This is a genomic window from Limosilactobacillus oris DSM 4864 (assembly GCF_001434465.1).
Taxonomy (GTDB): domain Bacteria; phylum Bacillota; class Bacilli; order Lactobacillales; family Lactobacillaceae; genus Limosilactobacillus; species Limosilactobacillus oris.
In genome coordinates this window covers 1-22,717 of record NZ_AZGE01000014.1, presented here as the reverse complement: position 1 = coordinate 22,717, position 22,717 = coordinate 1, and the positions used below count along the sequence as shown (strand labels likewise).

General features: G+C 52.3%; 22 protein-coding genes and 2 tRNA genes. 22 read left to right on the top strand and 2 right to left on the bottom strand.

Translation table 11 applies throughout. The features are described from left to right. Positions 1 to 42: 42 nt before the first annotated feature. The 11 genes from FC49_RS06070 (at position 43) to FC49_RS06025 (ending at position 10,734) form a co-directional block, all read left to right on the top strand. Complete coding sequence (locus tag FC49_RS06070) at positions 43 to 1,509, top strand: nicotinate phosphoribosyltransferase (protein ID WP_003713104.1); 1,467 nt, start codon at positions 43 to 45, stop codon at positions 1,507 to 1,509. A gap of 11 nt (positions 1,510 to 1,520) precedes the next feature. Beyond that, positions 1,521 to 2,348, top strand: coding sequence for an ammonia-dependent NAD(+) synthetase (gene nadE, locus FC49_RS06065; RefSeq protein WP_003713132.1), 828 nt, complete (start codon positions 1,521 to 1,523; stop codon positions 2,346 to 2,348). Between the two features lie 19 nt (positions 2,349 to 2,367). Next, positions 2,368 to 4,542, top strand: coding sequence for a Tex family protein (locus tag FC49_RS06060; protein ID WP_056984536.1), 2,175 nt, complete (start codon positions 2,368 to 2,370; stop codon positions 4,540 to 4,542). Beyond that, the gene (locus FC49_RS06055) at positions 4,535 to 4,984 is read left to right on the top strand and encodes a SprT family protein (RefSeq protein ID WP_056984535.1); all 450 of its coding nucleotides are present in this window, start codon (positions 4,535 to 4,537) and stop codon (positions 4,982 to 4,984) included. Before FC49_RS06060 ends, FC49_RS06055 begins: the two co-directional genes overlap by 8 nt. 50 nt (positions 4,985 to 5,034) lie before the next feature. Further along, positions 5,035 to 5,119, top strand: a tRNA-Leu gene (locus FC49_RS06050). Between the two features lie 332 nt (positions 5,120 to 5,451). Then, positions 5,452 to 5,862, top strand: a complete 411-nt coding sequence (locus FC49_RS09765) for a restriction endonuclease subunit S (protein WP_082603562.1) — start codon at positions 5,452 to 5,454, stop codon at positions 5,860 to 5,862. Between the two features lie 138 nt (positions 5,863 to 6,000). Then, a complete protein-coding gene (locus FC49_RS09925) occupies positions 6,001 to 6,174 on the top strand; it encodes a hypothetical protein (protein WP_003713131.1) in 174 nt (57 codons plus the stop codon). Beyond that, a complete protein-coding gene (locus FC49_RS06040) occupies positions 6,174 to 6,758 on the top strand; it encodes an ATPase (protein ID WP_056984533.1) in 585 nt (194 codons plus the stop codon). The genes FC49_RS09925 and FC49_RS06040 overlap by 1 nt, the downstream gene beginning before the upstream one ends. A 163-nt stretch (positions 6,759 to 6,921) precedes the next feature. After that, a complete protein-coding gene (locus FC49_RS06035; RefSeq protein ID WP_056984532.1) occupies positions 6,922 to 8,871 on the top strand; it encodes a glycoside hydrolase family 2 TIM barrel-domain containing protein in 1,950 nt (649 codons plus the stop codon). Continuing rightward, complete coding sequence (locus FC49_RS06030; RefSeq protein WP_056984531.1) at positions 8,855 to 9,808, top strand: beta-galactosidase small subunit; 954 nt, start codon at positions 8,855 to 8,857, stop codon at positions 9,806 to 9,808. Before FC49_RS06035 ends, FC49_RS06030 begins: the two co-directional genes overlap by 17 nt. 404 nt (positions 9,809 to 10,212) lie before the next feature. Then, positions 10,213 to 10,734 (top strand): GNAT family N-acetyltransferase, encoded by a 522-nt coding sequence (locus FC49_RS06025; protein WP_056984530.1) that lies wholly within the window; start codon positions 10,213 to 10,215, stop codon positions 10,732 to 10,734. A gap of 50 nt (positions 10,735 to 10,784) precedes the next feature. Here the strand turns inward: FC49_RS06025 and FC49_RS06020 are convergent, their stop codons facing one another. After that, complete coding sequence (locus tag FC49_RS06020) at positions 10,785 to 12,122, bottom strand: FAD-dependent oxidoreductase (protein WP_056984529.1); 1,338 nt, start codon at positions 12,120 to 12,122, stop codon at positions 10,785 to 10,787. 357 nt (positions 12,123 to 12,479) lie between these two features. Between FC49_RS06020 and FC49_RS06015 the strand changes: the two genes are divergently transcribed. The 6 genes from FC49_RS06015 to FC49_RS05990 all read left to right on the top strand — a co-directional run bounded on the left by FC49_RS06015 (position 12,480) and on the right by FC49_RS05990 (position 17,312). Then, positions 12,480 to 12,899, top strand: coding sequence for a CidA/LrgA family protein (locus FC49_RS06015; RefSeq protein ID WP_056984528.1), 420 nt, complete (start codon positions 12,480 to 12,482; stop codon positions 12,897 to 12,899). Further along, positions 12,883 to 13,614: an LrgB family protein gene (locus FC49_RS06010; RefSeq protein WP_056984527.1), complete on the top strand. Its 732-nt coding sequence runs from the start codon at positions 12,883 to 12,885 to the stop codon at positions 13,612 to 13,614. The genes FC49_RS06015 and FC49_RS06010 overlap by 17 nt, the downstream gene beginning before the upstream one ends. Positions 13,615 to 13,726: 112 nt before the next feature. Continuing rightward, positions 13,727 to 14,035, top strand: coding sequence for an MGMT family protein (locus FC49_RS06005; RefSeq protein ID WP_056984526.1), 309 nt, complete (start codon positions 13,727 to 13,729; stop codon positions 14,033 to 14,035). 100 nt (positions 14,036 to 14,135) lie between these two features. Continuing rightward, positions 14,136 to 15,671 carry a glutamate--cysteine ligase gene (locus FC49_RS06000; protein WP_056984525.1) on the top strand — a complete coding sequence of 512 codons (1,536 nt, stop codon included), beginning with the start codon at positions 14,136 to 14,138 and terminating at the stop codon, positions 15,669 to 15,671. Between the two features lie 134 nt (positions 15,672 to 15,805). Then, positions 15,806 to 16,747, top strand: a complete 942-nt coding sequence (locus tag FC49_RS05995; protein WP_056984524.1) for a lactate/malate family dehydrogenase — start codon at positions 15,806 to 15,808, stop codon at positions 16,745 to 16,747. Continuing rightward, a complete protein-coding gene (locus tag FC49_RS05990) occupies positions 16,737 to 17,312 on the top strand; it encodes an LOG family protein (protein WP_056984523.1) in 576 nt (191 codons plus the stop codon). Before FC49_RS05995 ends, FC49_RS05990 begins: the two co-directional genes overlap by 11 nt. 38 nt (positions 17,313 to 17,350) lie before the next feature. On the opposite strand, the gene FC49_RS05985 is transcribed toward FC49_RS05990, so the two are convergent. Next, entirely contained in the window at positions 17,351 to 17,710 is a 360-nt protein-coding gene (locus FC49_RS05985; protein ID WP_056984522.1) for a DUF4828 domain-containing protein, read from the bottom strand. 164 nt (positions 17,711 to 17,874) lie between these two features. Between FC49_RS05985 and FC49_RS05980 the strand changes: the two genes are divergently transcribed. From FC49_RS05980 to FC49_RS05960, 5 genes are all read left to right on the top strand, one after another. Next, entirely contained in the window at positions 17,875 to 18,894 is a 1,020-nt protein-coding gene (locus FC49_RS05980) for a Gfo/Idh/MocA family protein (protein ID WP_003715779.1), read from the top strand. A gap of 11 nt (positions 18,895 to 18,905) precedes the next feature. Continuing rightward, a complete protein-coding gene (locus FC49_RS05975; RefSeq protein ID WP_056984521.1) occupies positions 18,906 to 20,207 on the top strand; it encodes a DEAD/DEAH box helicase in 1,302 nt (433 codons plus the stop codon). A 59-nt stretch (positions 20,208 to 20,266) separates the two neighbouring features. Beyond that, positions 20,267 to 20,339: transfer RNA gene (locus FC49_RS05970), tRNA-Arg, on the top strand. A gap of 279 nt (positions 20,340 to 20,618) precedes the next feature. Continuing rightward, positions 20,619 to 21,749 (top strand): non-hydrolyzing UDP-N-acetylglucosamine 2-epimerase, encoded by a 1,131-nt coding sequence (gene wecB, locus FC49_RS05965; RefSeq protein WP_056984520.1) that lies wholly within the window; start codon positions 20,619 to 20,621, stop codon positions 21,747 to 21,749. A gap of 131 nt (positions 21,750 to 21,880) precedes the next feature. Beyond that, complete coding sequence (locus FC49_RS05960; RefSeq protein WP_235804882.1) at positions 21,881 to 22,651, top strand: Rib/alpha-like domain-containing protein; 771 nt, start codon at positions 21,881 to 21,883, stop codon at positions 22,649 to 22,651. Positions 22,652 to 22,717 lie beyond the last annotated feature (66 nt).

Below are 22,717 nucleotides of genomic sequence, written 5' to 3'. Positions count from 1 at the left end.
TTACTACCGCTTTGTTAACCATATTGAAGGGAATATAGAACAATGAAATTTGATTATCCAGATGATAGCCTTGCTTTGCACACCGATGCCTACGAGCTCAGCATGATGCAGACCTACTGGAAGCAGGGGATGGGCAACCGCCGGGCAGTGTTTGAGGCTTTCTTCCGGAAAATGCCGTTTAACAATGGCTATGCCGTGTACGTTGGACTGGATCACATTATCCGTTACATCAAGAATCTGCACTTTACGGCTAGCGACATCGACTACCTCAAGTCGACTGGTCAGTTTGATAATGACTTCCTGGAATATCTCCGTGACTTCCGCTTTACGGGCTCGCTCCGCAGTTTTGAGGAAGGGGACTTTGTCTTTAACCACGAACCGATTTTGCAGGTGGACGCGCCGATGATTGAGGCCCAGCTGGTGGAGACCGCGATTTTAAACATCCTCAACTACCAGATTATGATTGCGACGAAGGCGTCCCGGATCCGTTCCGTGGTTGGGGACCAGAGTGTCATGGAATTCGGGACCCGGCGTGCCCAGGAACTCGATGCGTCAATTTGGGGAACGCGGGCGGCCTACATCGGTGGGTTTAACGCCACCAGTAATGTCCGGGCTGGTAAACTCTTCGGAATCCCGATTTCTGGAACCCACGCCCACGCACTCGTCCAGGCCTACATGAACGACTACGATGCCTTTAAGGCCTATGCCCAGACCCACCACGACTGCGTTTTCCTGGTGGATACCTTTGACACGCTCAAGAGCGGGGTACCAAATGCCATCAAGGTTGCGAAGGAATTCGGTGACAAGATTAACTTCCAGGGGGTCCGGATCGACAGTGGTGACATGGCCTACCTATCTAAGCGGGTGCGGACCATGCTGGACGAGGCCGGCTTCCCAGAGGCCAAGATTTTTGCCTCCAACGGCCTGGATGAAAAAACGATTCAGAACCTGAAGATGCAGGGTGCCAAGATCGATGTCTGGGGAATTGGGACCAAGCTGATTACCGCCTATGACCAGCCAACCCTGGGGGCGGTTTACAAGCTGGTTGCCTTTGAAAACGAGTATGGCGAGATGGTTGACACCATCAAGATTTCTAACAACGTCGGCAAGATGTCAACGCCGGGCAAGAAGCAGGTCTGGCGGATCAACGACCGTTTAGACGGCAAGAGCGAGGGGGACTACATTACCCTCGCTGACGAGGACCCGCGCAAACTCAGTCAGATCAACATGTTCAACCCGCAGTTCCCACTCCAGCAAAAGGACGTCAGTGACTTTACCGCGCGGCCAATGCTCAAGGACATCTGGCGGGATGGCGAGTTTGTCTATACTGAACCAAGCCTGGAGGAAATCAGGGACCACCGAATCGCAAGCCTGGCAGCGCTTTGGGACGAGTACAAGCGGGACCTTAACCCTGAGGTTTACCCGGTCGACTTGTCACGGCGTTGCTACGACAACAAGATGAAGCTGATTCACCAGGTCAACGAGTACGTTAAAGGGCTCGATAATTAAGGAGAAGGAAAATGCGGCAGTTACAAAAATCAATTATTAATACGTTGAAGGTGAAGCCCCAAATTGACCCGCAAGAGGAAGTGGACAAGCGAGTTCAATTTATCGGTGAGTTTTTGCAGAAGACGGGGATGACGACCCTAGTTCTGGGGATTTCCGGGGGTCAGGACTCGTCCTTGGCAGGGCGGTTGTGTCAATTGGCCGTGGAAAAGCTGCGGCAAGAAGCACCGGACAAGCACTATCAATTCATCGCGGTCCGGCTGCCATATGGCGAACAGGCGGATGAATCTGATGCCATGAAAGCAATTAATGATTTTATCAAGCCTGACCAGACACTGCGGGTCAACATTAAGCCGGCGACCAACGCCATGGTTGCGGCTGTTGAAGCGGCGGGGGCCCAGATCAGTGATTTCAACAAGGGGAACATCAAGGCCCGGGAACGAATGATTGTCCAGTACGCGATTGCTGGCGCTAACCACGGTGCCGTTGTGGGAACCGACCACGCGGCCGAGGCGGTCACCGGTTTCTACACCAAATTCGGTGATGGCGGTGCTGACATTACCCCCTTGTCCGGGTTGGACAAGCGACAAGGGAAGGCCCTGCTGGAATACCTCCGGGCGCCCAAGTCGCTATACGAAAAGGTGCCGACCGCGGACCTGGAAGACGACCAGCCAATGCGCCCCGACGAAGAAGCGCTGGGCGTTTGCTATGAGGATATTGATAACTATCTTGAGGGCCACCAGATTGCCGATAAGGTTGCTGAAAAAATCGAGGACTGGTATAAGAAGACGCGGCATAAGCGCCACCAGCCGATTAGTCCGCTCGATTCCTGGTGGAAGTAGTTTTTAGACGGAGGACTTAATGGATCAACAAATTGTTCAATTAGTAAGTCAGCAGCTGCCCAAGCTGCGGCAAAAACAGGTCAGCGCGGCCCTGCAGCTGATGGACGAAGGGAATACGATTCCCTTTATCGCGCGGTACCGGAAGGAAATGACGGGAACCCTGGATGAAGTCCAGCTGCAAGAGATCCGCGACCAGTACCACCACGTTACCAGCCTGCGCGAACGTCAGGAAACGGTGGTCAACAAGATTAAGGAGCAGGGGAAGCTGACTCCTGCCCTGGAAAAGCAGATCCGTGCTGCCACCGATCTCCAAACGGTGGAGGACCTCTACCTGCCCTACAAGCAAAAACGGCAGACCAAGGCCCAGAAGGCTAAGGCAGCGGGACTGGCACCGCTGGCAAACTGGCTGCTGACCTACCCTGATGGCGATCTGACGACTAAGGCAGCCGAATTTGTCAACGATGATGTTGAGAGTCCGGAGACAGCTCTTGCTGGGGCCCACGAAATTTTGGCCGAGGCCATCTCCGAGATGGTGACCGTCCGGGCTTGGTTGCGGAACTTTACCCACAACCACGGCCAGCTGGTCACCAGCCTGAAGAAGGATGGCGAGGAAAAGGACGAGTTGAAGACCTATAAGCAGTACTACGACTTTACCGGTGCGGTGAAGGACCTAAATTCCTACCAGGTGCTCGCCATTAACCGGGGCGAAAAGGAAGATGTTTTGTCCGTTAAGCTGGCGGTCGATGAGGAAGCCGTCCTGAACTACCTCAAGTTTCGCCTGATCCGGACAAAGAAAGAGAACCAGGCGACAAACTTTATTGAGGAGGCTGCGGCCGACGCCTACAAGCGTTTCTTGGGCCCAGCCATCGAGCGGGAACTGCGTCGGCAACTAACGGATGACGCTGACCAGCAGGCCATCAAGGTTTTTGGTGAAAACCTCTACCACCTGCTGATGCAGGCACCAATCAAGGGCAAGGTCGTGCTTGGCTTCGACCCCGCCTACCGGACTGGCTGTAAACTTGCCGTCCTGGACGAGAATGGTAAATTCCTGACTAAGGCGGTCATCTACCCCCACAATCCGGCACCGGAGAAGCAACGGGCCGCTGCGGAGGGCGAGTTCATTGACCTGCTGGAGAAGTACCACGTCGAGATGATTGCGATCGGTAACGGGACTGCCAGCCGGGAGTCCGAACAGTTCGTGGCGGCGGCGCTCAAGAAGATTGACCGCCCGGTTTACTACGTGATTGTCAACGAAGCGGGGGCCTCCGTTTACTCCGCAAGCCAGGAAGCCCGGGATGAGTTCCCAGACCTGCATGTCGAGCAGCGGAGTGCAATCTCCATTGGTCGCCGGCTCCAGGATCCGCTGGCGGAATTGGTCAAGATTGACCCGCAGTCGATCGGGGTTGGACAGTACCAGCACGACTTGCCGAAGAAGGAGCTGAGCGGTGAACTGGACGCTATCGTGGAACGGGCGGTCAATCGGGTCGGGGTCAACCTGAATACGGCCAGCTACCAGCTGCTTAGCCAGATTTCCGGCCTGAACAAGACGATTGCCAAAAACATCGTTAAGTACCGGGATGACAACGGCTGCTACACCAACCGTCAACAGCTCAAGGATGTGCCACGGCTAGGCCCGAAAGCCTTCCAACAGTCGGTTGGTTTCTTGCGAATCGTCAACGGGGAGAACCCGCTCGATAACACCGATGTCCACCCGGAGAGCTACCCAATCGCGGCAGCAATGATGGAAAAGGCGGACGTGGCGGTTGCTGACCTGGGAACGCCGGCAGCGACCAAGCGGATCCGGCAGTTGAATCCTGCAGAATTTACGACCGCCAAGGCTGGAAAAGCGACCGTCAACGATATTGTGGCTTCACTGCAAAAGCCGGGCCGTGACCTGCGTGATTCGATGCCGGCACCATTGTTGCGCCACGATGTAATGACGATTGAGGACCTGAAACCGGGGATGCAGCTTCAGGGAACCGTCCGGAACGTGGTCGATTTCGGAGCCTTTGTGGATATTGGGGTCAAGCACGACGGCCTGGTTCATATTTCGAAGATGACCAAGAAGTTTACCCGTGATCCACGGTCCGTTGTTTCTGTCGGCGATATCGTCGACGTGTGGATTGATAGCGTTGACCTAAAACGGCAGCGAATCCAGCTGACCATGCTGAAGCCGGCGACCGTGGATGAATAACGCGGACCTGCAACGCCTGACCGAGGAATGGTCACTAGCAGCCTTTCACCGGCCCTTTACGCACCGGATTTTCTTTAATGCCCGTCTCAAGACGACCGGGGGCCGCTACCATTTGGATGACGGCCATATTGATATCAACCCGCTGATGTATACGGAATTTGACCTGGCAAACCTGAAACGGGTGGTGCTTCACGAATTGTGTCACTACCACCTCCACCAGACTGGCCAGGACTATCATCACCGGAGCGCCGCCTTTCAAACCCTGTTGGCCCAAGTTGGTGGTTCCCGCTACGCACCGCCGACCAGCAAGACTCAGCCACGCAAGGTAAAGTGGCTCTACCAGTGCTCAGGCTGTGGGATTACGATTGGCCGCCAGCGCCGCTTTAATACCCGGCGCTATGTCTGCCGGCGCTGTGGTCACCACTTTTACCTAAAAAAATAAAAAAGGGCTTGTCAACAAGTAGTCAGCTTGCTATAATATTATTTGTTGACGCGGCCATGGCGGAATTGGCAGACGCGTAAGATTAAGGATCTTATGGTCGTTTAGACCGTGGAGGTTCAAGTCCTCTTGGCCGCACTACTAAGAACACCCGACTGATTTAATTATCGGTCGGGTGTTTTTTGCGTTAACTTTAAACTGCGTACGTTTTTTGGTGGGTAGATGAAATTTTGAAGGGTTATCAGAGACCGGTATGATGGGTTTTGGCCTTTTTTCTGTGCATAAGATTAGTTTTTAAGGAGTGAGTGAGCTAAAGCAGGCATAGTAAGGTAGACGGTTTCTGCTGTATAATTACTTACAGAGAATTTAAAAAGAAAGTAGCCTAAGAAGGAAATGAAAATGATGGAAACTAATTTTGATAATTACCCTTCTAAATACGCAGAAATTATTAAATCAGGACAGCAAGCGGAATGTATACTATACCAAGCACCAAGAAATGCAGTCCAAGGATTTCGTGTACAGATGGGAATATTCCTTGGCTAAAGACTGGTAATTTTAATGATGGGGTTATTGAAAATATAACTGAAACAATTACGGAATTAGGTGTTAAGAATTCATCTGTAAAAGTTAATAAATCTGGTAATGTTTTAATAGTAATGTACAGTGCTACTATCGGAAAACTTGGAATTGTAAGTCAGAAAGAATTAGTAACCAACCAAGCTGGTTGTGGATGTACTCCTTACGAGGAAATTTATAATTGGGTTTTGTTTTATTATCTTTTAGCCTCTAGAAATCGATTAATTGGTTTAGAAACTGGTGGTGCGCAACCTAATATCTCTAAGAAAAAATTGAAGATTTCTGCTTCCCGTTACCATCGTTAGCTGGGCAAAGACGAATTGTTTCAAAAGTGGAACAATTATTTAATTTAATAAGCTAAAATTGAATTTACAAATGTATAAAAAATTAGCCTCAAGTATAACAAAGGCATATATTTAGGCTGAGCAGAGGAGATGATTATTATGGATAAAGCAACTGAATTTTACGATTGGTTCCACAATTTAACGCCTGCGGAGATTAAACGGATGGCTGATAACGAACCGAACGAAGATAAAAGGTTGTTCCTCTATGATTTATTAAATTCTAGGCTGCGAGAAGTCCAAAAACCAATCATTGAAGGGAAGTTTGTCCTCTAATGCCTGAGTATATAATTTTAGCTGGAGTAAATGGCGCAGGTAAAAGTACTCTATATAGGTCTCTATTAAGCAGTGATAAGAATTATGCGTTGATTAATGCGGATGAGATTTTGCAGTCAATGCATGGAGATTGGCATTCGAATCTGGATAATTTAAAAGCAATGCGGGCTGCTGTTGCTAAATTAAAGCACGAGTTGTTGTCGGGGCATAATGTTATCCAGGAGACGACGCTTGCTTCAAGCCGGAAGGGAATTTTAAAATTTATTAACTTTGCCAAAAAACAAGGGTATACAGTGCGCTTGGAATATGTAGGCTTGGCAAGTGCTGAATTAGCTGTTAGTCGAGTTCAATCACGAGTTTCCAAAGGCGGACATGGTGTAAGCTCGGACTTAGTTACTCGAAGATATACTAGGAGCCTCCAGCGATTGGCTGAGCTCTATGATGAATTTGATGCAGTAGAACTTTGGGATAATAGTCTGAGTGACACGGAGTTAATATACTCGGCGGATCACGGCAAAGTGCTCATCAATAAAAGTAAGGACTATAATTGGGTTCCTGATAGCATCAAGGAAAAACATAGTTAAATTTTGAAAAGCAGTTTGTACCTTGAATGGGCACCGGCTGCTTTGTTTTTTAGCTAATTGTGATTATTTACCTTTTAGTAAAATCCATCAATGTTTACTATCTTCGCCTAAATGAAAGCGCTATACTAAAACTGGATAGTTTTAGTGAGGAGGTTTTTCATTCATGGATGCAGATATTAAATGGTTGGACGATCCGGAGATCTTCCGGGTCAACCAGTTGCCCGCCCATAGCGACCATCATTATTATGGCGACTACGCGGAGTGGGCGCACCACCGTAGCCGCTTCGTTCAGTCTCTCGATGGGCAGTGGCAGTTTCAGTTTGCCCCGAACCCGCAGGAACGGCCGGCGGACTTCTCTGCCGTTGATTATGACACGGCAGACTTTGGCACGATTGAGGTGCCGAGTGAAATTGAGCTCAGTGACTACGCCCAGAACAATTACATCAACACCCTGATTCCGTGGGAAGGGAAGATTTACCGGCGGCCAGCTTATGCCGTGGATGGTCAGAATAAGGAGGCGGGCTCCTTCAGCACCGGGGCTGACAATACCGTGGGCCTCTACCGAAAGCAGTTTGACCTTGATCCGGCACTGCGCGGTCAGCAAATCCGGGTCCGCTTTGCCGGGGTTGAGCGGGCGATGTACCTCTGGCTTAACGGCCACTTTATTGGCTATGCCGAGGACAGTTTTACCCCGTCCGAATTTGACCTGACCCCGTACATTCAGGACGAGGGCAACGTCATGGCGGTCGAAGTCTTTAAGCACAGTACCGCTTCCTGGCTGGAAGACCAGGATATGTTCCGCTTCTCCGGGATCTTCCGTTCCGTCGACCTTTTAGCCCAACCGGCAACCCACGTCGAGGACATGACCATCCGGCCGACCGTTGATGATGACTACCAAAACGGCCACTTTAACCTGGAGCTGCAATTGGCTGGTGAACAGGCTGGGACCGTTCACGTGGTTGCCAAGGATGCCGATGGTCAGGTAATTGTCGACCAGACAAAACCAGTCGCTGCCAGCATCCGCTTGGATGAAACGACGGTCAAAGATGTCCACCTCTGGGATAACCACCACCCCTACCTCTACCAGCTGCTGGTTGAGATCAAGGACGAAGCGGGCCGCCTAGTTGAGCTGGTCCCATACCGGTTTGGCTTCCGGCGGATTGAAATCAGCCCGGACCACGTCGTCCTGTTGAACGGCAAACGCTTAATTATCAACGGGGTCAACCGCCACGAATGGGACGACCAGCGGGGCCGTTCCGTCACGATGGCCGACATGAAAAAGGATATTCAGACCTTTAAAGAAAATAACATCAATGCCGTCCGGACCTGCCACTACCCGGACCAGCTGCCCTGGTACAGTATGTGTGATGACAACGGCATTTACATGATGGCCGAAAATAACTTGGAGTCGCACGCTACCTGGCAAAAGATGGGTAGTGTCGCCCCGTCTTACAACGTGCCGGGCTCCGTTCCCCAATGGAAGGAAGCGGTGGTGGATCGTGCCCGGACCAACTACGAGACCTTTAAGAACCACCCGGCCATCCTTTTCTGGTCGTTAGGAAACGAGTCCTTCGTTGGTGATGACATGGTAGCCATGCAGCAATTCTACAAGGAGCATGACGACAGCCGCCTGGTCCACTACGAAGGGGTTTGTCATACTCACGATTATAGTGAACAGATTCCAAGCATGGATAAGGCCAACTATCTACCGGCCGGTGGAACCAAGGACTACCGGGATCAGGTTTCTGACGTCGAGAGCTGGATGTACCTGCCGCCAAAGCAGGTGGAGGAATACCTGCAAAATAACCCGGACAAGCCGTTTATGGAGTGTGAATACATGCACGACATGGGAAACTCCTGCGGGGGAATGGGATCCTACATCGCATTACTCGATAAGTACCCGCAATACTTCGGCGGCTTCATCTGGGACTTTATCGACCAAGCACTTCAGGTCAAGGACCCAGTTAGCGGCAAGCTAGTAATGCGCTACGGTGGCGACTTTGACGACCGCCACTCCGATTATGAATTTTCTGGCGATGGCTTGATGTTTGCGGATCGGACACCAAAGCCGGCAATGCAGGAGGTACGGTACTACTATGGATTACACAAATAAATTACACGTTGTTTATGGTGACGGTTCGCTCGGCGTCGGCGGTGCTGGCTTTCACTACATCTTTTCCTACGAGCGGGGCGGCCTGGAATCGTTAAAACTGAACGGGAAGGAATGGCTCTACCGGACGCCAGTGCCGACTTTCTGGCGGGCCACAACGGATAACGACCGGGGGAGCGGCTTCAATATCAAGTCGGCCCAGTGGCTGAGTGCGGACTACTTCCAGAAGTGTACTGCTATTAATGTCACAGTGGATGACCACGACTTTGGCGGCCTGCCACTGGACAACGACCACTACTCAAATGAAGAAACGGCTGAAGAAGTGACGGTTGCCTACACCTTTGAGACACTGACGGTTCCGGCAACCACGGTCACAATGACCTATACAGTGGAAGTGGGCGGGCCAATTGCGGTCCACGTTCACTATACGGGCAAGGAAGGCTTGCCAGAGCTACCCGTGATGGGCGTCCGGCTGGTAATGCCGACCCTTGCAGATGGCTTTGAATACCAGGGCCTATCTGGTGAAACCTACCCGGACCGGATGGCTGGAGCTGAACACGGCGTCTACCAAATCAAGGGCCTGCCGGTCGCCAAATATCTAGTTCCCCAGGAAAACGGGATGCACATGGTGACCGACTGGGTCGAAGTGATCCGGACGACGACCCAGAACAATGCTGATCACGACGGGCAGCCGTTCAGCCTGAAGGTGGCAAAGGCGGACCAGCCATTTGCCTTTAGCTGCCTGCCATACACAGCGGAGGAGCTGGAAAACGCGACCCACATCGAAGAACTGCCCCTGGAACGGCGGACGGTGATGGTAATTGCCGGTGCGGTTCGCGGCGTCGGCGGAATCGACAGCTGGGGGGCCGATGTTGAGCAGCACTACCACATTCCGGCCACTAAGGACATTGATTTTAGTTTTGTCCTGAATGCTAAGTAATAGGCCAATAGTGGGGAGGGATAGGTCTAGCTTCCCCAACTATCCAGGCTGTTGCAGAGTAGACTGCTTGAGGAGGGGAAATTGCTGATTTACCGGCGTTTATCCTGCCAGCTAGCTACTGTGCTGTTTCACTTTTAGCTCTAAATTAGCAAGTGAGTGGGAAATAACCTCCTTGACAAGGCGTATGACTAGCCTAGGACGATAGTTGACACGGCACGGGTCGGCTATCGTTCGTAGCTAGACACTAGCCTTGTGGTTATTTTCCACGTTATCTTTATAATAGTTAAGAACTAGCAAGAGGCTGGTGAGAAAATGAAGTTTTCTCCCAGCCTCGTTTTTGCTTTTCTCGGTTGCTTCTTATATCATGGAGAACAACGAATGATACGGAAAGGAGTGCTGTGAAAATGCAGATTAAGCAAGCGACGGCCGCTGACCTAGAGGCGGTTTGCCAGTTTTACCAAGAAGTCTGTGCCCAGCAGCAGGACGACGAATACGGAGCTGATTGGCACTGGGGCGTTTATCCCAACAGGGACCTCCTGGCTGACCGGATTGATAACGGGATGGTAGTCGAGGGTCTAGTAAACGGTCAAGTTGCTACTGTCGGAATTTTGACGACTGGGGAGGACCCCAATTACCGTCAGGTTGACTGGGCAATAGCAGCACCAGAGCAGCAAATAACCGTCCTCCACCTATTTGCCGTCAGCAAAAACTTTCGGGGCCAGGGCCTGGCTAAGCAAATGCTCCAGAAATTATTTGAATTTGCCAAGAATAAGGGGTACGCGGTAATGCACCTCGACGTGATGAAGGGCAATGTCCCGGCCGAACGGGCATACGTCAAGAGCGGTTTTTGCTTTGCCGGCGAAGTAGTCCTCCATTACGAAGACATTGGCGACACCAGTGCCCACATGTATGAACGAAAATTGTAAAGCAAACGCCCACGCGAGCGACTTAGTGTCGGAAGCGTGAGCGTTTTTAACTATTGCGGCTTTTTGAGAAGGTCGTTAAAGGCCTCACTGATGGTTGGGTGGGTGTAAATCTGGTCACGGAGCATGGTGTAGGGGAGCTTAGCCCGCATTGCCAGGGCAACCATGTTGATGATTTCATGGGCTTCCGGTGCGTAGAGGGTGGCACCGAGGATGAGCTTGGTCTGCGGATCAACTAGCATCTTGAGGACTCCGCGCTGGTCCTTTAGTACCTTGGCCTTCGGGATGGCGGCGACGGGGAGTTTAAACAGTAGGTAATCCTGTCCTTGAGCGTGGGCCTGCTTTTCGGTTAAACCAACTTGGGCGAGCGGTGGCTCAATAAAGACACTGGTTGGGACGACCCCACGGTTACTGATACGGCGGGTGCCGTCGCCAAAGAGCTCGTCCTTGATGATTCGAAAGTCGTCTAGGGAAATATAAGTAAACTGGGGACCGCCCTTAACGTCGCCAATGGCCCATACACCGGGTACCGTGGTGTGGAGCTGGTCATCGACCTTGATGGCGCCCCGGTCGTCAACGGCAATCCCGGTATTTTCCAGCCCGAGCTTTGCCGTTGCTGGCCGGCGTCCGGTGGCAGCGAGAATTTTGTCGGCGACCAGTTGGGTAGTATGACCATCGCGACTGATTTCCACTTGGGCTTGCCCATTGGCCGTGCTGACCTGGTCGATGTTAGCCCCGAGGCGGAAGGTGACGCCGGCTTGCTCTAAGTTGGCTTTTACCATCGCCGCGACGTCCGCGTCTTCACGGGGGAGGAATTCCTGGTGGTGGTCAACCACGGTCACCTGGGCGCCAAATTCGGCAAACATGCTGGCAAACTCCAGGCCGATGTAGCCGGCACCGATGATTACTAATTTCTGCGGCAGACTATCCAGTTCCATTGCGCTCGTGGACGTCAGCAGGGCCGGACTCTCCCGCAGGCCGGGGATGGCCGGGACGGTTGGCTGGGCGCCGGTGTTGATGAAGATTCGCTTACTGGTGAATTCCTGGGGACCAGTTGCGGTATCGACGGTAATTGTGTGGTCACTGGTAAAGTGGGCGGTCCCGTCCAGGACGGTGATGGTGTCCTCATCGGCGAGCATGTGGTAGTTCTTGTCCCGCAGCTGGGCAACCATTTCCCGCTTGCCCCGGATGGCGGCCGCAAAGTCAGTACCGCGGGCGGCCTCGGTAATCAGCCGTTTAGAGGGGAGGCAGGCAATGTTGATGCAGGTGCCCCCGTACATTTCCCGTGACTTTTCTACGACGAGCACCTCTTCGCCTTGTTTGGCGAGAAATTTGGCGAGTGTTTTTCCACCCTTGCCAAAACCAATAATGATGTTTTGCACTGTCTTCATTGCTTCTTCCTCCTTAAAGTTGGGTTTCAGCTTGAATTATACCGGGAAAGGAGGGGATGTCACGCAATCTGCCTGGTGCAAACAGAGCCAGTTGCCGTATTTTATTATTGGGAGGAAAGTTTTTACATGGCCGGCGGCAGGTGCCGGTTACTTGAGGTGGCCGACTGCGCCTCTCTGCAATGCCCAAATGAACGTCAGCTGCATTCGGCGGAGCACGACACTATCAATTAAGCAGGTCACTTCTTACTGGAAACGGCGCCAGCCAGCAAGTAAATTTTGAGTGCGGTTACATTGTTCGCAATTCTCCTGTATAATAGTTTGTGAAATTAGACTGTTCAATATAAGGAGGACGCTATTATGACGAGAAAAGATAATAATCACAAATCAGCACCGATTCTTGTTCAGTGTGCAATTTTTGCCGGCATCCTATGGGTAGCGAGCATTCTATCTGCTCTCTGTCCACCGTCATTTGTTGTGCCGACCCCAGTAATCGGGTTGGTTCTGCTCTACCTATTATTGACACTGGGAGTCGTTAAACTAGAGTGGGTCGAAAACTTGGGAATGTTTTTGATCAGCCTGATTGGTTTCCTGTTTGTGCCATCAGGAATTCAAATCGCCAACGACCTGGGAATTTTACAGCGGGAGGGCCTGCAAATCCTGCTGGTCATCTTAGTTGCGACCGTCGCCTTGCTGGTGGTAACCGCCTACGTTACCCGGCTGGTGATTGCCATTCACAAACGGATCATGGGAGGGCAGCAGCATGACAGCATTAACTAACAACCTCGCCTTACCATTTACCGGAATTTTTATTTCTCTGCTGGTTTTCCTGGTCGGTCAGTGGCTATTCAAGAAGAGCAATGGTTTTTTCCTCTTTCAGCCCCTCTTCTTTGGAATGGTGGCCGGAATTATCATCTTGATTCTTTGGGGAAAGGTTCAGGGGACGTCAACCGCGTATGTTTACCGGCACTTCTACAAGCCGGGTGGGGACATCATCTTCTGGTTTTTAAACCCAGCAACGATTGCCTTCGCGATTCCCTTGTTTAAGCGCAACGACGTCTTGAAGAAGTACTGGCTTGATATTCTGATTTCCCTGGTGCTATCGAGCGTACTCTGCCTCTTTATCATCCTTGGGGCCAGCAAGCTGGTGGGCCTGTCACATTCTTCGGCGGCCGCCATGCTTCCCCAGGCCGCTACTACCGCGATTGCGATGCCGGTTGCCGAGGCGATTGGTGGCAATTCGGCGGTGACCGCCATCGCCTGCATCGTCAAGGCCGTAATTATTTACGCCCTGGCGGATGTCTTTATCAAGGCGTTCCGGCTTCAACATTCCCAAATTGGGCTGGGCCTGGGTCTAGGGACCGGGGGCACGATTGGTTCCGCCAAGGCGCTTCAGTTCGGTGTCTTGGAGGGGGCAATGGCCTCGGTCTGCGTTGTCATTAGCGGGATTGTCATCGACCTGGTGGTTATTCCGTTTGCCCGCCTGTTTATGTGAAATAGCTTGACTGCACTTTTCAAGCAATGACCGTCCGAAGCTGTCTGCCGGTTTCGGGCGCCTTTTCTTTCCTGGCAAAACAGGTATAATCGATGGACAAGGAGGCGGGACCATGGCAAAGATGGATGAACAATTTATTCAGGACGTTTTGAATACGGTCGATCTGATTCCGTTCGGGCTGGTTGCCAGTTACGGTCAAATCGCCCAAATGATTTGCCGGCCCCGCAACGCGCGCCTCGTCGGCAAAATCCTGGGGAAGTATGGCGGCCGGGGAAAACATCCCTGTCACCGGGTAGTGACCGCAAGCGGCCGCCTGGTGCCCGGCTGGTTTGACCAACGCCCAATGCTGCTGGCAGAGGGGGTACCGTTTAAAGACGAGAACCACGTCGATATTCGGCGCTGCCGCTGGCAGGGAATCTAATGCTTGCAGAATGGGAAAGAAAGCGGTCAAAAAAAGATTGCCCATTCGCTTTTAAAAGTGGTAGAGTGGAAAACGAGATATTATGATGGGGGGATGCTAGATGGCTGATAAATATGACCAAATCAAGTCGGCACTAAAGGAACCAGAGCTTAACGCCCAGATGTTCGCCTGCCGGTTTGGCTTGGAAGCTAAAAAGCATCGTGTATTGACGAATGGCCGGGCCAGCCGCTATCCTTATCCGGCAAACTTGCGGTCACGCCAACACAATATTTACCTGAATTCTGGGTTTACCGATGATATGATTGACTTTGAAACACCGCCCGTGGTGGGGAGTGCGGCAGCGGTACGCCACCTGAAGATGCTGGAACAGATCATGATTCAGCACCTCCACAGTGATGAGCGGCTCTGGCCGTTGAGTATGGCACCGGCACCCTTGTACCAAAACGACCTGGATTTTCTCAAGGACAACTACACGAAACATTGGGACCAGGCAAACCATGATTACCTGGGAAATAAATACGGGATCGTTAAAGAAATCATGGGGGATGTCCACATTAACTTTGGCTTGGCACCCCAGCTGATTACGACCCTTTACCAGCGCTTTTACCAGGAAGACTACAAGAGTGAGGTTGACTTCCGCAACCACCTCTATTTCAAGCTGGCCCAAGTCTACTACCTTTACCAGTGGCTTTTTACCTACTTATATGGGGCCAGCCCAGTCACCGAAGACATGCCTGAGAGCTTTCCTGACAACTTGGAGTTGCCGGTGCGGAGCATTCGGGCGAGTGACTTTGGAGATGACAACATTGCTAGCGAGCGGGTCACCTATAACTCACTTGAGGAGCACGTTGCTCAATTACAGGAGTTCATGGACAATGGGACCTTCTATAGCCTGAAGGAATTCTTTGGACCGGTCCGGCTGCGGGGACATAACCAGGACGTGACTGACCTGAAGGGTTCCCTGGCTAAGGGGGTCGACTACCTCGAATTCCGGAACTTTGACCTGGATCCGCTCTCGAGGACCGGGATCAGTGACGACACGATTAACTTCCTGGAACTGTTACTGCTGGATGCTTTGGTATCGCCGCTGCCAGATGATTTAACTGCGAAGTTAGCCCAGGCTCGTCAGCTCAACAATGAGGTTGCCCTGCAAAAGCCTAAGGATGAAACCGCGTGGATGAAAGAGGCGGCGAACGCCCTGATTACGGAACTGGAAGGATTTGTTGAGGAATTTAACGCTCCCCGGGAATACCGGCTGGCATTGACCTTTGCCAAACGCCGGGTGGAGGATCCTGCCCTGACCATCAGCGGACAGTTGGCTGACCAAATTGAGAACGGCAATTTGCTGTCGTTTGGGTTAAAAATTGCCAATGACCGGTACACGAATAACATTAACTACCAGCACCCGTTGCAGGCCATCAGCAAGGACTATTCCGACGATGTGCAGCAACTGATTCGGGCGGCGATTGAACTTGGCGTTGAATTTAACCTGGCTCCCGACCAGGTAACCCTGGCGGTGGGCGACCACCGGGAAAGCTACCGGGCGCAAGAGGCCTTTGACTTTAGCAAGGGGGCCCGGGACTTTATTTTGAACACTTTCCCAGAAACAGCCGCTTTTCAGGAAGAGGTAAGTTAACTTACAGACAAGCGGGTGGGCCAGAGCTAGGCTGATCAGGGCCTAGTCTATCGTGCTGTGACATTATGAGCTTTAAAATAGCAAAGAGGCTGGGATATTTTCCCGGCCTCTTCTTTAAAAAAGGAGATAGAGAGATGCGCACAATTGGTATTATTGGTTTGGGCCACGTGGGGCGGCTACTGGCAAATGAGCTGGTGGCGACGGCCGCGGTCGACAAGCTGGTGTTAATCGACCAGGATGATGATCTGGCACTGGCCGTGCAGACCGACCTGCTGGACGCACTGCCAGCCATGCGGACCCAGCCGCAAATTATCATTCAAGACTATGCCGCCCTTGCCACGGCGCAAGTCCTAGTGGTAGCGGTCGGTGACAGCGCCCTCACGAAGGATGACCCGATGGCAGAGCTAACGGTAGCGGGGCGGGCCGTCATGCAAATTGCTCCGCGGGTTAAAGGGAGCGGCTTCCACGGCCTGGTAGTCAACTTAACTGACCCTAACGAGGCGGTGACCGCCTTCCTCCAACAACAATTGCAGCTGCCGACGAAGCAGGTGCTGGGGATCGGAACGGTGCTTGATACCGCGCGTCTCTACCGGGCAATTGCCCACGCCGCCCACGTAGCGCCGGCCAACGTCAGCGGCTTTGTCTATGGACAACACGCTGGCCGGCAGGCGTTTGCCTGGTCGACCGCCCGGGTGAATGGTCAGGCACTGGACGGATCCATCAATGGTCACCACCTGGATGAAAGCCAGCTCAAGATTCAGGCCGACCTCTCAAGCTGGTATACCCTCAAGGGACTCGGTTATAATAATAGTGCGGTAGCTGCCTGGACCTGCCGACTGATTAGCGCCCTGCTAAATGACGAGCAGCTAGTCCTACCCGTGGCAATCTATCAACCCCAATATTCGGGTTACGTAAGTTTTCCCGCGGTGTTAGGTCGGCAGGGGGTCGGCAACTTAATTCTCTTAAAGCTATACCCCGTTGAAGAAATGGCGGTCCGAACCGCGGCAACGGCAATTAACGGGCAGCTAGCCGCCTTGAATGAGTTAGTAAAGGAAGGAACAACAGATGACAATTAAAAGATTAGCAATTTATTGTGGTGCCCTTCAGGGGAAGGACCCGGACTACATGGTCGAAGCTGAGAAGGTCGGCGAATGGCTGGCCGCCCACCAGATTGAATTAGTTTACGGTGGCGGTCAGCATGGCCTAATGGGGGCTGTGGCCCGCGGCGTTCTCGCAAATGGCGGAGTGGTTCACAGTATCTTAACCCAGGAATTATACGACCGGGGCGTGGCACTTCCCGGGGTAACTGACCGGCAGATTGTCGCCAACATGGACCTGCGTAAGGAAAAGATGATGACTCTGGCGGATGGGATGATTGCCTTTCCGGGGGGCCTGGGGACCCTTGAGGAAATTAGCCAGGCCGCTTCCTGGGTAACGATTGGCGATAATGCCAAGCCGGTGGCAGTGTATAACTACCGCGGCTATTATGACAACCTCAAAAAGCAACTGGTGACGATGAATCAGGCCGGCTTCTTGGAAGACCAATACTTACGTGAAATCTGCTTCAGCAGTAACCTGGATGAAATCTTGCGTTTTATGGAGGATTACCAGGCGCCGGCTCACCGAACGTACGATAAGTAGTTTAAAATAAAAAACGCTGGTTAGCAGCGCTCGAAAATTTATTGAACTGGTTGAATTGTGTAGACCTGGTCGTCCGCTTCGTCAGTCAAGGAAACTGGCCGTTGTTCGTTGGCCCGGATAGTAATGTGGTAGCCGAATTTATCGAGGAATACCAGCTTATCAGTTTCGATTTGCTGGACGGTGGCCGGAATAGCTTGATTATCGATCCCTAATTTTAATTCAGGAGAAATGGTGATTCGATGGGACCGATTGCGTTCTTTATCGTAATATTGCCAAGTACCAGTATAAAAAATCGGTAACGCAGTTATCGTGCTACTTTTCTTACGGCTGAAACCCAATGTACTGCTGAGCCCAGCCATTAATCCCGCGCCGAAAAGTAACATTCCCTTTTTCTTCATATTTCATCAGTCTCCTCAATTAAGTATGCGATAAGTCATTAACTTCATGGTCAATTATACACACATTTGTATTAGGAGAAGATTTCATTTCTGTTAAAAAGCGGCAATAATTGGTAAAATTAGTTGTAACAAACGTATTTGTTAATAAAGGAGAGAGAAAAGCGATGCTCAAGCTAGGAATTATTGGAACTCATATCATTACTGATCAGATGTTAGACGCCGCGAAGACGACGGGCAAGTACCAACTGACGGCGGTCTATTCGCGGACCCTGGACCGGGCACGGGAATTCGGTGAACCCTACGGCGCAACGGAATTTTACGATGACCTGGAGAAGTTCTTCAGCGAGGGCGACTTCGACGTAGTTTACGTAGCTTCACCAAATAGTTTGCACTATCAACAGGTGCGGCTGGCAATCGAAAATGATAAGTTTATCATCGTGGAAAAGCCAGCTTTTGTTAACCCGGCCGAATTCAGTGCGATCGAATCACTGCTGGCGGCACACCCGCAGGCCCGGCTGGTAGAAGCAGCTCGGCACATCCACACGCCGCTCTATGAAAAGGCTGTGGAAAAGGTTGATGAGATGAAGCAGCACCACTGCCAGGGGGGAACAATCACCGTGATGAAGTACTCCTCACGGTATGACAAGGTCCTGGCTGGCGACCAACCCTACCCGAATATCTTTACCCTGGACTTTGCGGGTGGTGCCCTGATGGACCTAGGGGTTTACGCCGTTTACGGTGCGGTGACCCTGTTTGGCGAGCCATCAACGGTTGTCTACTACCCAACTTTGGCGAAAACGGGCGTTGACGCGAAGGGAGTTGCCATTCTCAATTATGACCACTTCACGGTGACCCTGAACTTTGGTAAGACCGCTAATTCCTACCTGCCATCAGAGGTGTACGGCTTAAAGGATACCCTGGTCTTTGATAGTATTTTTGAAACCCAGAAGGTAACTTACTACGATGCTGATAAGCAGGCCCACCCGTTGGAAGCACCAGTTGCGAAAAATTCGATGACCGACGAAATGAATGATTTCGCTGACCTCTTCAACAACCCTGATGACCCAGTGCAAGTCAAAAAGTACCAGCACTGGATGAACCTGGCGCGGACGGTCAACTCCGTGATGTACTCGCTGCGCCAGTCCGCTAACTTAACTTTCCCTGCAGATAATGATCAAGAATAGGATGATGCTATTTGATCGAACAGTTTAAAGAACATTTTGAGAAGCTCTACCAGCAGCCGACTGCGATTCAGACGGCTGTTGACCAAGCGCTGCAGACGGACCAATCCGTGCTCGGAATTGCGCCGACTGGGTCTGGGAAGACCCTTGCCTTTACCCTCCCGCTGCTGCCGAAGGTGATGCCGGGCGCGGGAACCCAGATTTTGGTGCTGGCCCCGTCCCAGGAACTCGCCTTGCAGACTGCCCGGGTGATGCGCGAGTGGGGGACAATACTCGGCGTGAAGGTCCAGTCACTGACCGGGGGCGCAAACCTGCGCCGGCAGGTCATGCAGCTGCACAAGCACCCGGATGTCGTGGTCGGCACGCCGGGGCGGGTACTTCACATGCTGGATAACCACCACCTCAAGCTGGGCCACCTCCAGACCCTGGTGGTCGACGAGGCCGATGACCTGCTCCAGGATGACACCCTGGCGGTGGTGGAGGATATTGAACGGGCAACCCCGCTCAGTACCCAGTTGGCGTTTTTCTCCGCCACGATGTCGCCCATCTTGGACCAGCTCAGCGTGATGTTTGGCCGGGATATCGTAACCTTCGATGTTCGGGATACTGACCATTCCCGGGGCCCAGTCCAGCACGTTTACCTAGCGGCCCGGACCAATGCCCAAAAGACGGCTACCCTGCGGCGGCTGGCAAGTATCAAAGACTTCCGGGCACTAGTCTTTTTCAACAGCACCCGAACCCTTCACTACGCGGCGAGCCGCTTGCGCCATGAACACGTGGCAGTGGGGACACTTGGTGGCCGTCAACGGCAGGTGGAGCGGGAAAAGGCGATGCGGATGTTCCGCAAACGGCAGATCAAGCTGCTGTTGACCACTGATTTAGCGGCGCGGGGATTAGATATCCCGAAGCTCCCTGGGGTGGTTAACTTTGACCTGCCAACGAGCACTAATACCTATGTTCACCGCGCGGGGCGGACAGGCCGGCAGGAAGAACGGGGAATGGTAATCAACCTCGGGGACGATCATGATATCCGTGACCTGCGCAAGCTGACGGCGGACTTGGACTTAAATATCCAACGTTTTTACATCAGTCAGGACCAGCTGACTGACCAGAAGCCGGTGGCTGGCAAACAGGTTGAGCCATTTGTCAAGAAGGCCGACCGCCACCTGCAAAAGGCCCAGCTTGATAGCGAAGCCGGACCACGGAAGTCGGTTGCCAAAACCCTGAGCGGCTTTTCAAAGCCGAAGAAGCGCCGTCATAAGAAGAACCGGAAAAATAAGGGGATCCGCCTGAAACACCGGCGGCAAAATTCCTAATAAAAAAGAATATTATCGCTTTACCTCCGAAATGGATAATGCGATAATATTCTTTGCTTGGTCCCATAGCATAATTGGATAGTGCATCCGCCTCCTAAGCGGTCGATTCCGGTTCAAGCCCGGATGGGATCATTAACAGCATTGGGTGGGACTGTGAAATAAGTTCTTTTGTTCACTCAACATCCGAATAACGCGGTACACATATGAGCTTCAGAGATCGGCTTTGCCGAACTCTGAAGCCCTATTTGTACTCTCTAAAGACTAGCTGCGCGTCGACGGGGGCGTGAAGACGAAGTCATAAACACGCTCCCGTTTCTTTACCGCCAGGGCAGCTTGGCCTGCTGGGGATAAAAATGTGAGCTGATTTGGTGTACAATAATGTTAACAATTGCTTAAAAAGAGGTGAGAACTGTGCAGGCGCCGTATCGAATCATGTTGCTGTTTGGAACCCGGGCGGAAGCATTGAAGCTGGCTCCGCTGATTAAGGTAATGCGGAATGACCCCGCGAACTGGCAACCAGTAATTGCCGTTGCCCCGCAACAATCCCAACAGGAAGTATTAAGCCAGACGCTGGCGTATCTTCAAGTTGTTCCTGACTTTGACCTGGCCCAGACCAGCGGCCGGAAAGGAGCAGCGGTCGAAGAACTCAGCGGCTTGCTCCATAACTTGAACAACGCTATCAATGCCGGGCAGCCGGATATGCTGCTGGTGGTTGGGGATGCGGTTACCAGTTTGGCGGCGAGTCTGGTCGGTTTCTACCACCACCTGCCCATTGGCCACGTTGAGGCGGGCTTGCGAACCTATGATAAGTACTCGCCATTCCCCGATGAAATGCACCGGCGGTTGACCGATGATCTGGCCGACCTGTACTTTGCGCCAACGACCCGGGCCCGGGATAATCTCCTGGCTGAGCACCATCCAGCCAAACAGATTTACGTGACTGGGAACACAGCGATTGACATGGTAAAGGATTCGCTGAAGGAAGACTTCCACAGTCCGATCCTCCAGCAAATCCCGGCTGACCAGCGGCTGATCCTTTTAACGATGGCACGCCCCGAAAGCATTGGTGAACCGATGCGGCAGGTTTTCCACACGATGAAAGACATTGTCGAGACCAATCCTGACGTGGACCTGATATATCCGGTGATGCCCCACCCCGACGTCCTGGCGATGGCGGAGAAGATTCTGGGGAATAATGACCGGATCCACCTGACTAAGCCCCTTGACCACCGCAGTTTCCTCAACTTGGCGGCGCGCAGCAGCTTGATCATTACCGACTCCGGTAGCGTGCAGGAGGAGGCTCCGGCCCTGCATAAACCAGTTCTCTTATTGCGGGAAAAGACGGAACGGCAGGAAGCGGTTGACGTTGGTGCCGTTAAAATCGTGGGTAAGGACCCGACGAGCATCCAGCAGGCAGTGTTTGAACTATTAAACAATCACCGTGCTTACCGGCAGATGGCCGAGGCAGAAAATCCGTTTGGGGACGGGCAGGCGAGCCAACGCATCCTGCGAATCATTAAAAAGTACCTAAGCCAAAAGTAGCAGCGGCTGACGGAATGAACCGTCAGGCCGCTGTTTCTATTTAACAAAGTGTTCAGGGGCCTGATTATTATTATGGTATAATAGGGGCGCTGTAAGTTGAACGATTTATGATGGTAAGTTGGGGGAGGAAAATGATGCTAAAGAAAACACTGAAGACAAGTTTGATTGCAACAGTGGCATTATCCACGCTAGGTTTGGCGGGAGTACTGATCACAGCAACTCCGGCCCACGCGGCGACAACTGCTGGGGAGGTAGTAACTAGCAGCAATAGTGACGCGGCCGTTCAGACAACAACTGAGGCCCAGAAATATGGAGAATTGGTTACGATTAATGACCAAACCATCCGGCAAAACCACGCTGAGGAGTTAACGACTCCAGTAATTGCTAATCCTACCACGGCGGGAAGCAGCCAGGACGGGATGAACCTGGCTGTTGTCCCTGCGGGGATTAAGACGAGCTGGGCGGCACCACAGCAACTTATGGCTGACGTGGCCCAGCCAGGTAACCACCAGGAGGGCGTGGTAGTTGCGTTCCCCGATGGTTCTACCAAGACCCTCGGAATGGCACTGCACGTCCTGGGGGATGAGCAGGATACTAACCAGGCTAAGCAGTCACAGCTGACGCCGAACAACCGCGCTGACCTTGAAAGTGCTAGCGATGGATTGGTAGCTGCTCAGTTCAACGGTCAGGGGAAAACTTCTTCTGAGCTTGAAAGCCGGGCGACGAGCTTGGTTACTGATCCGGCTAATCCTCAGTTGGTAACAGAGAGAGTACCAGCTGGCAACAACCAGCTTCCGCAAACTGGTGTTGACCAGGAAAAGGGCCTGCTTTCTTTAGGGTTGGCGACAGTAATGACGATGTTGGGCCTAATTAGAACGAACCGTCAAGCAGGGAAGCGCTAAGTCACCGACCATTGCCATGAACAAAAATAAGCACGAACTGAAGTGAACCCTGTAAGTTAGACACTT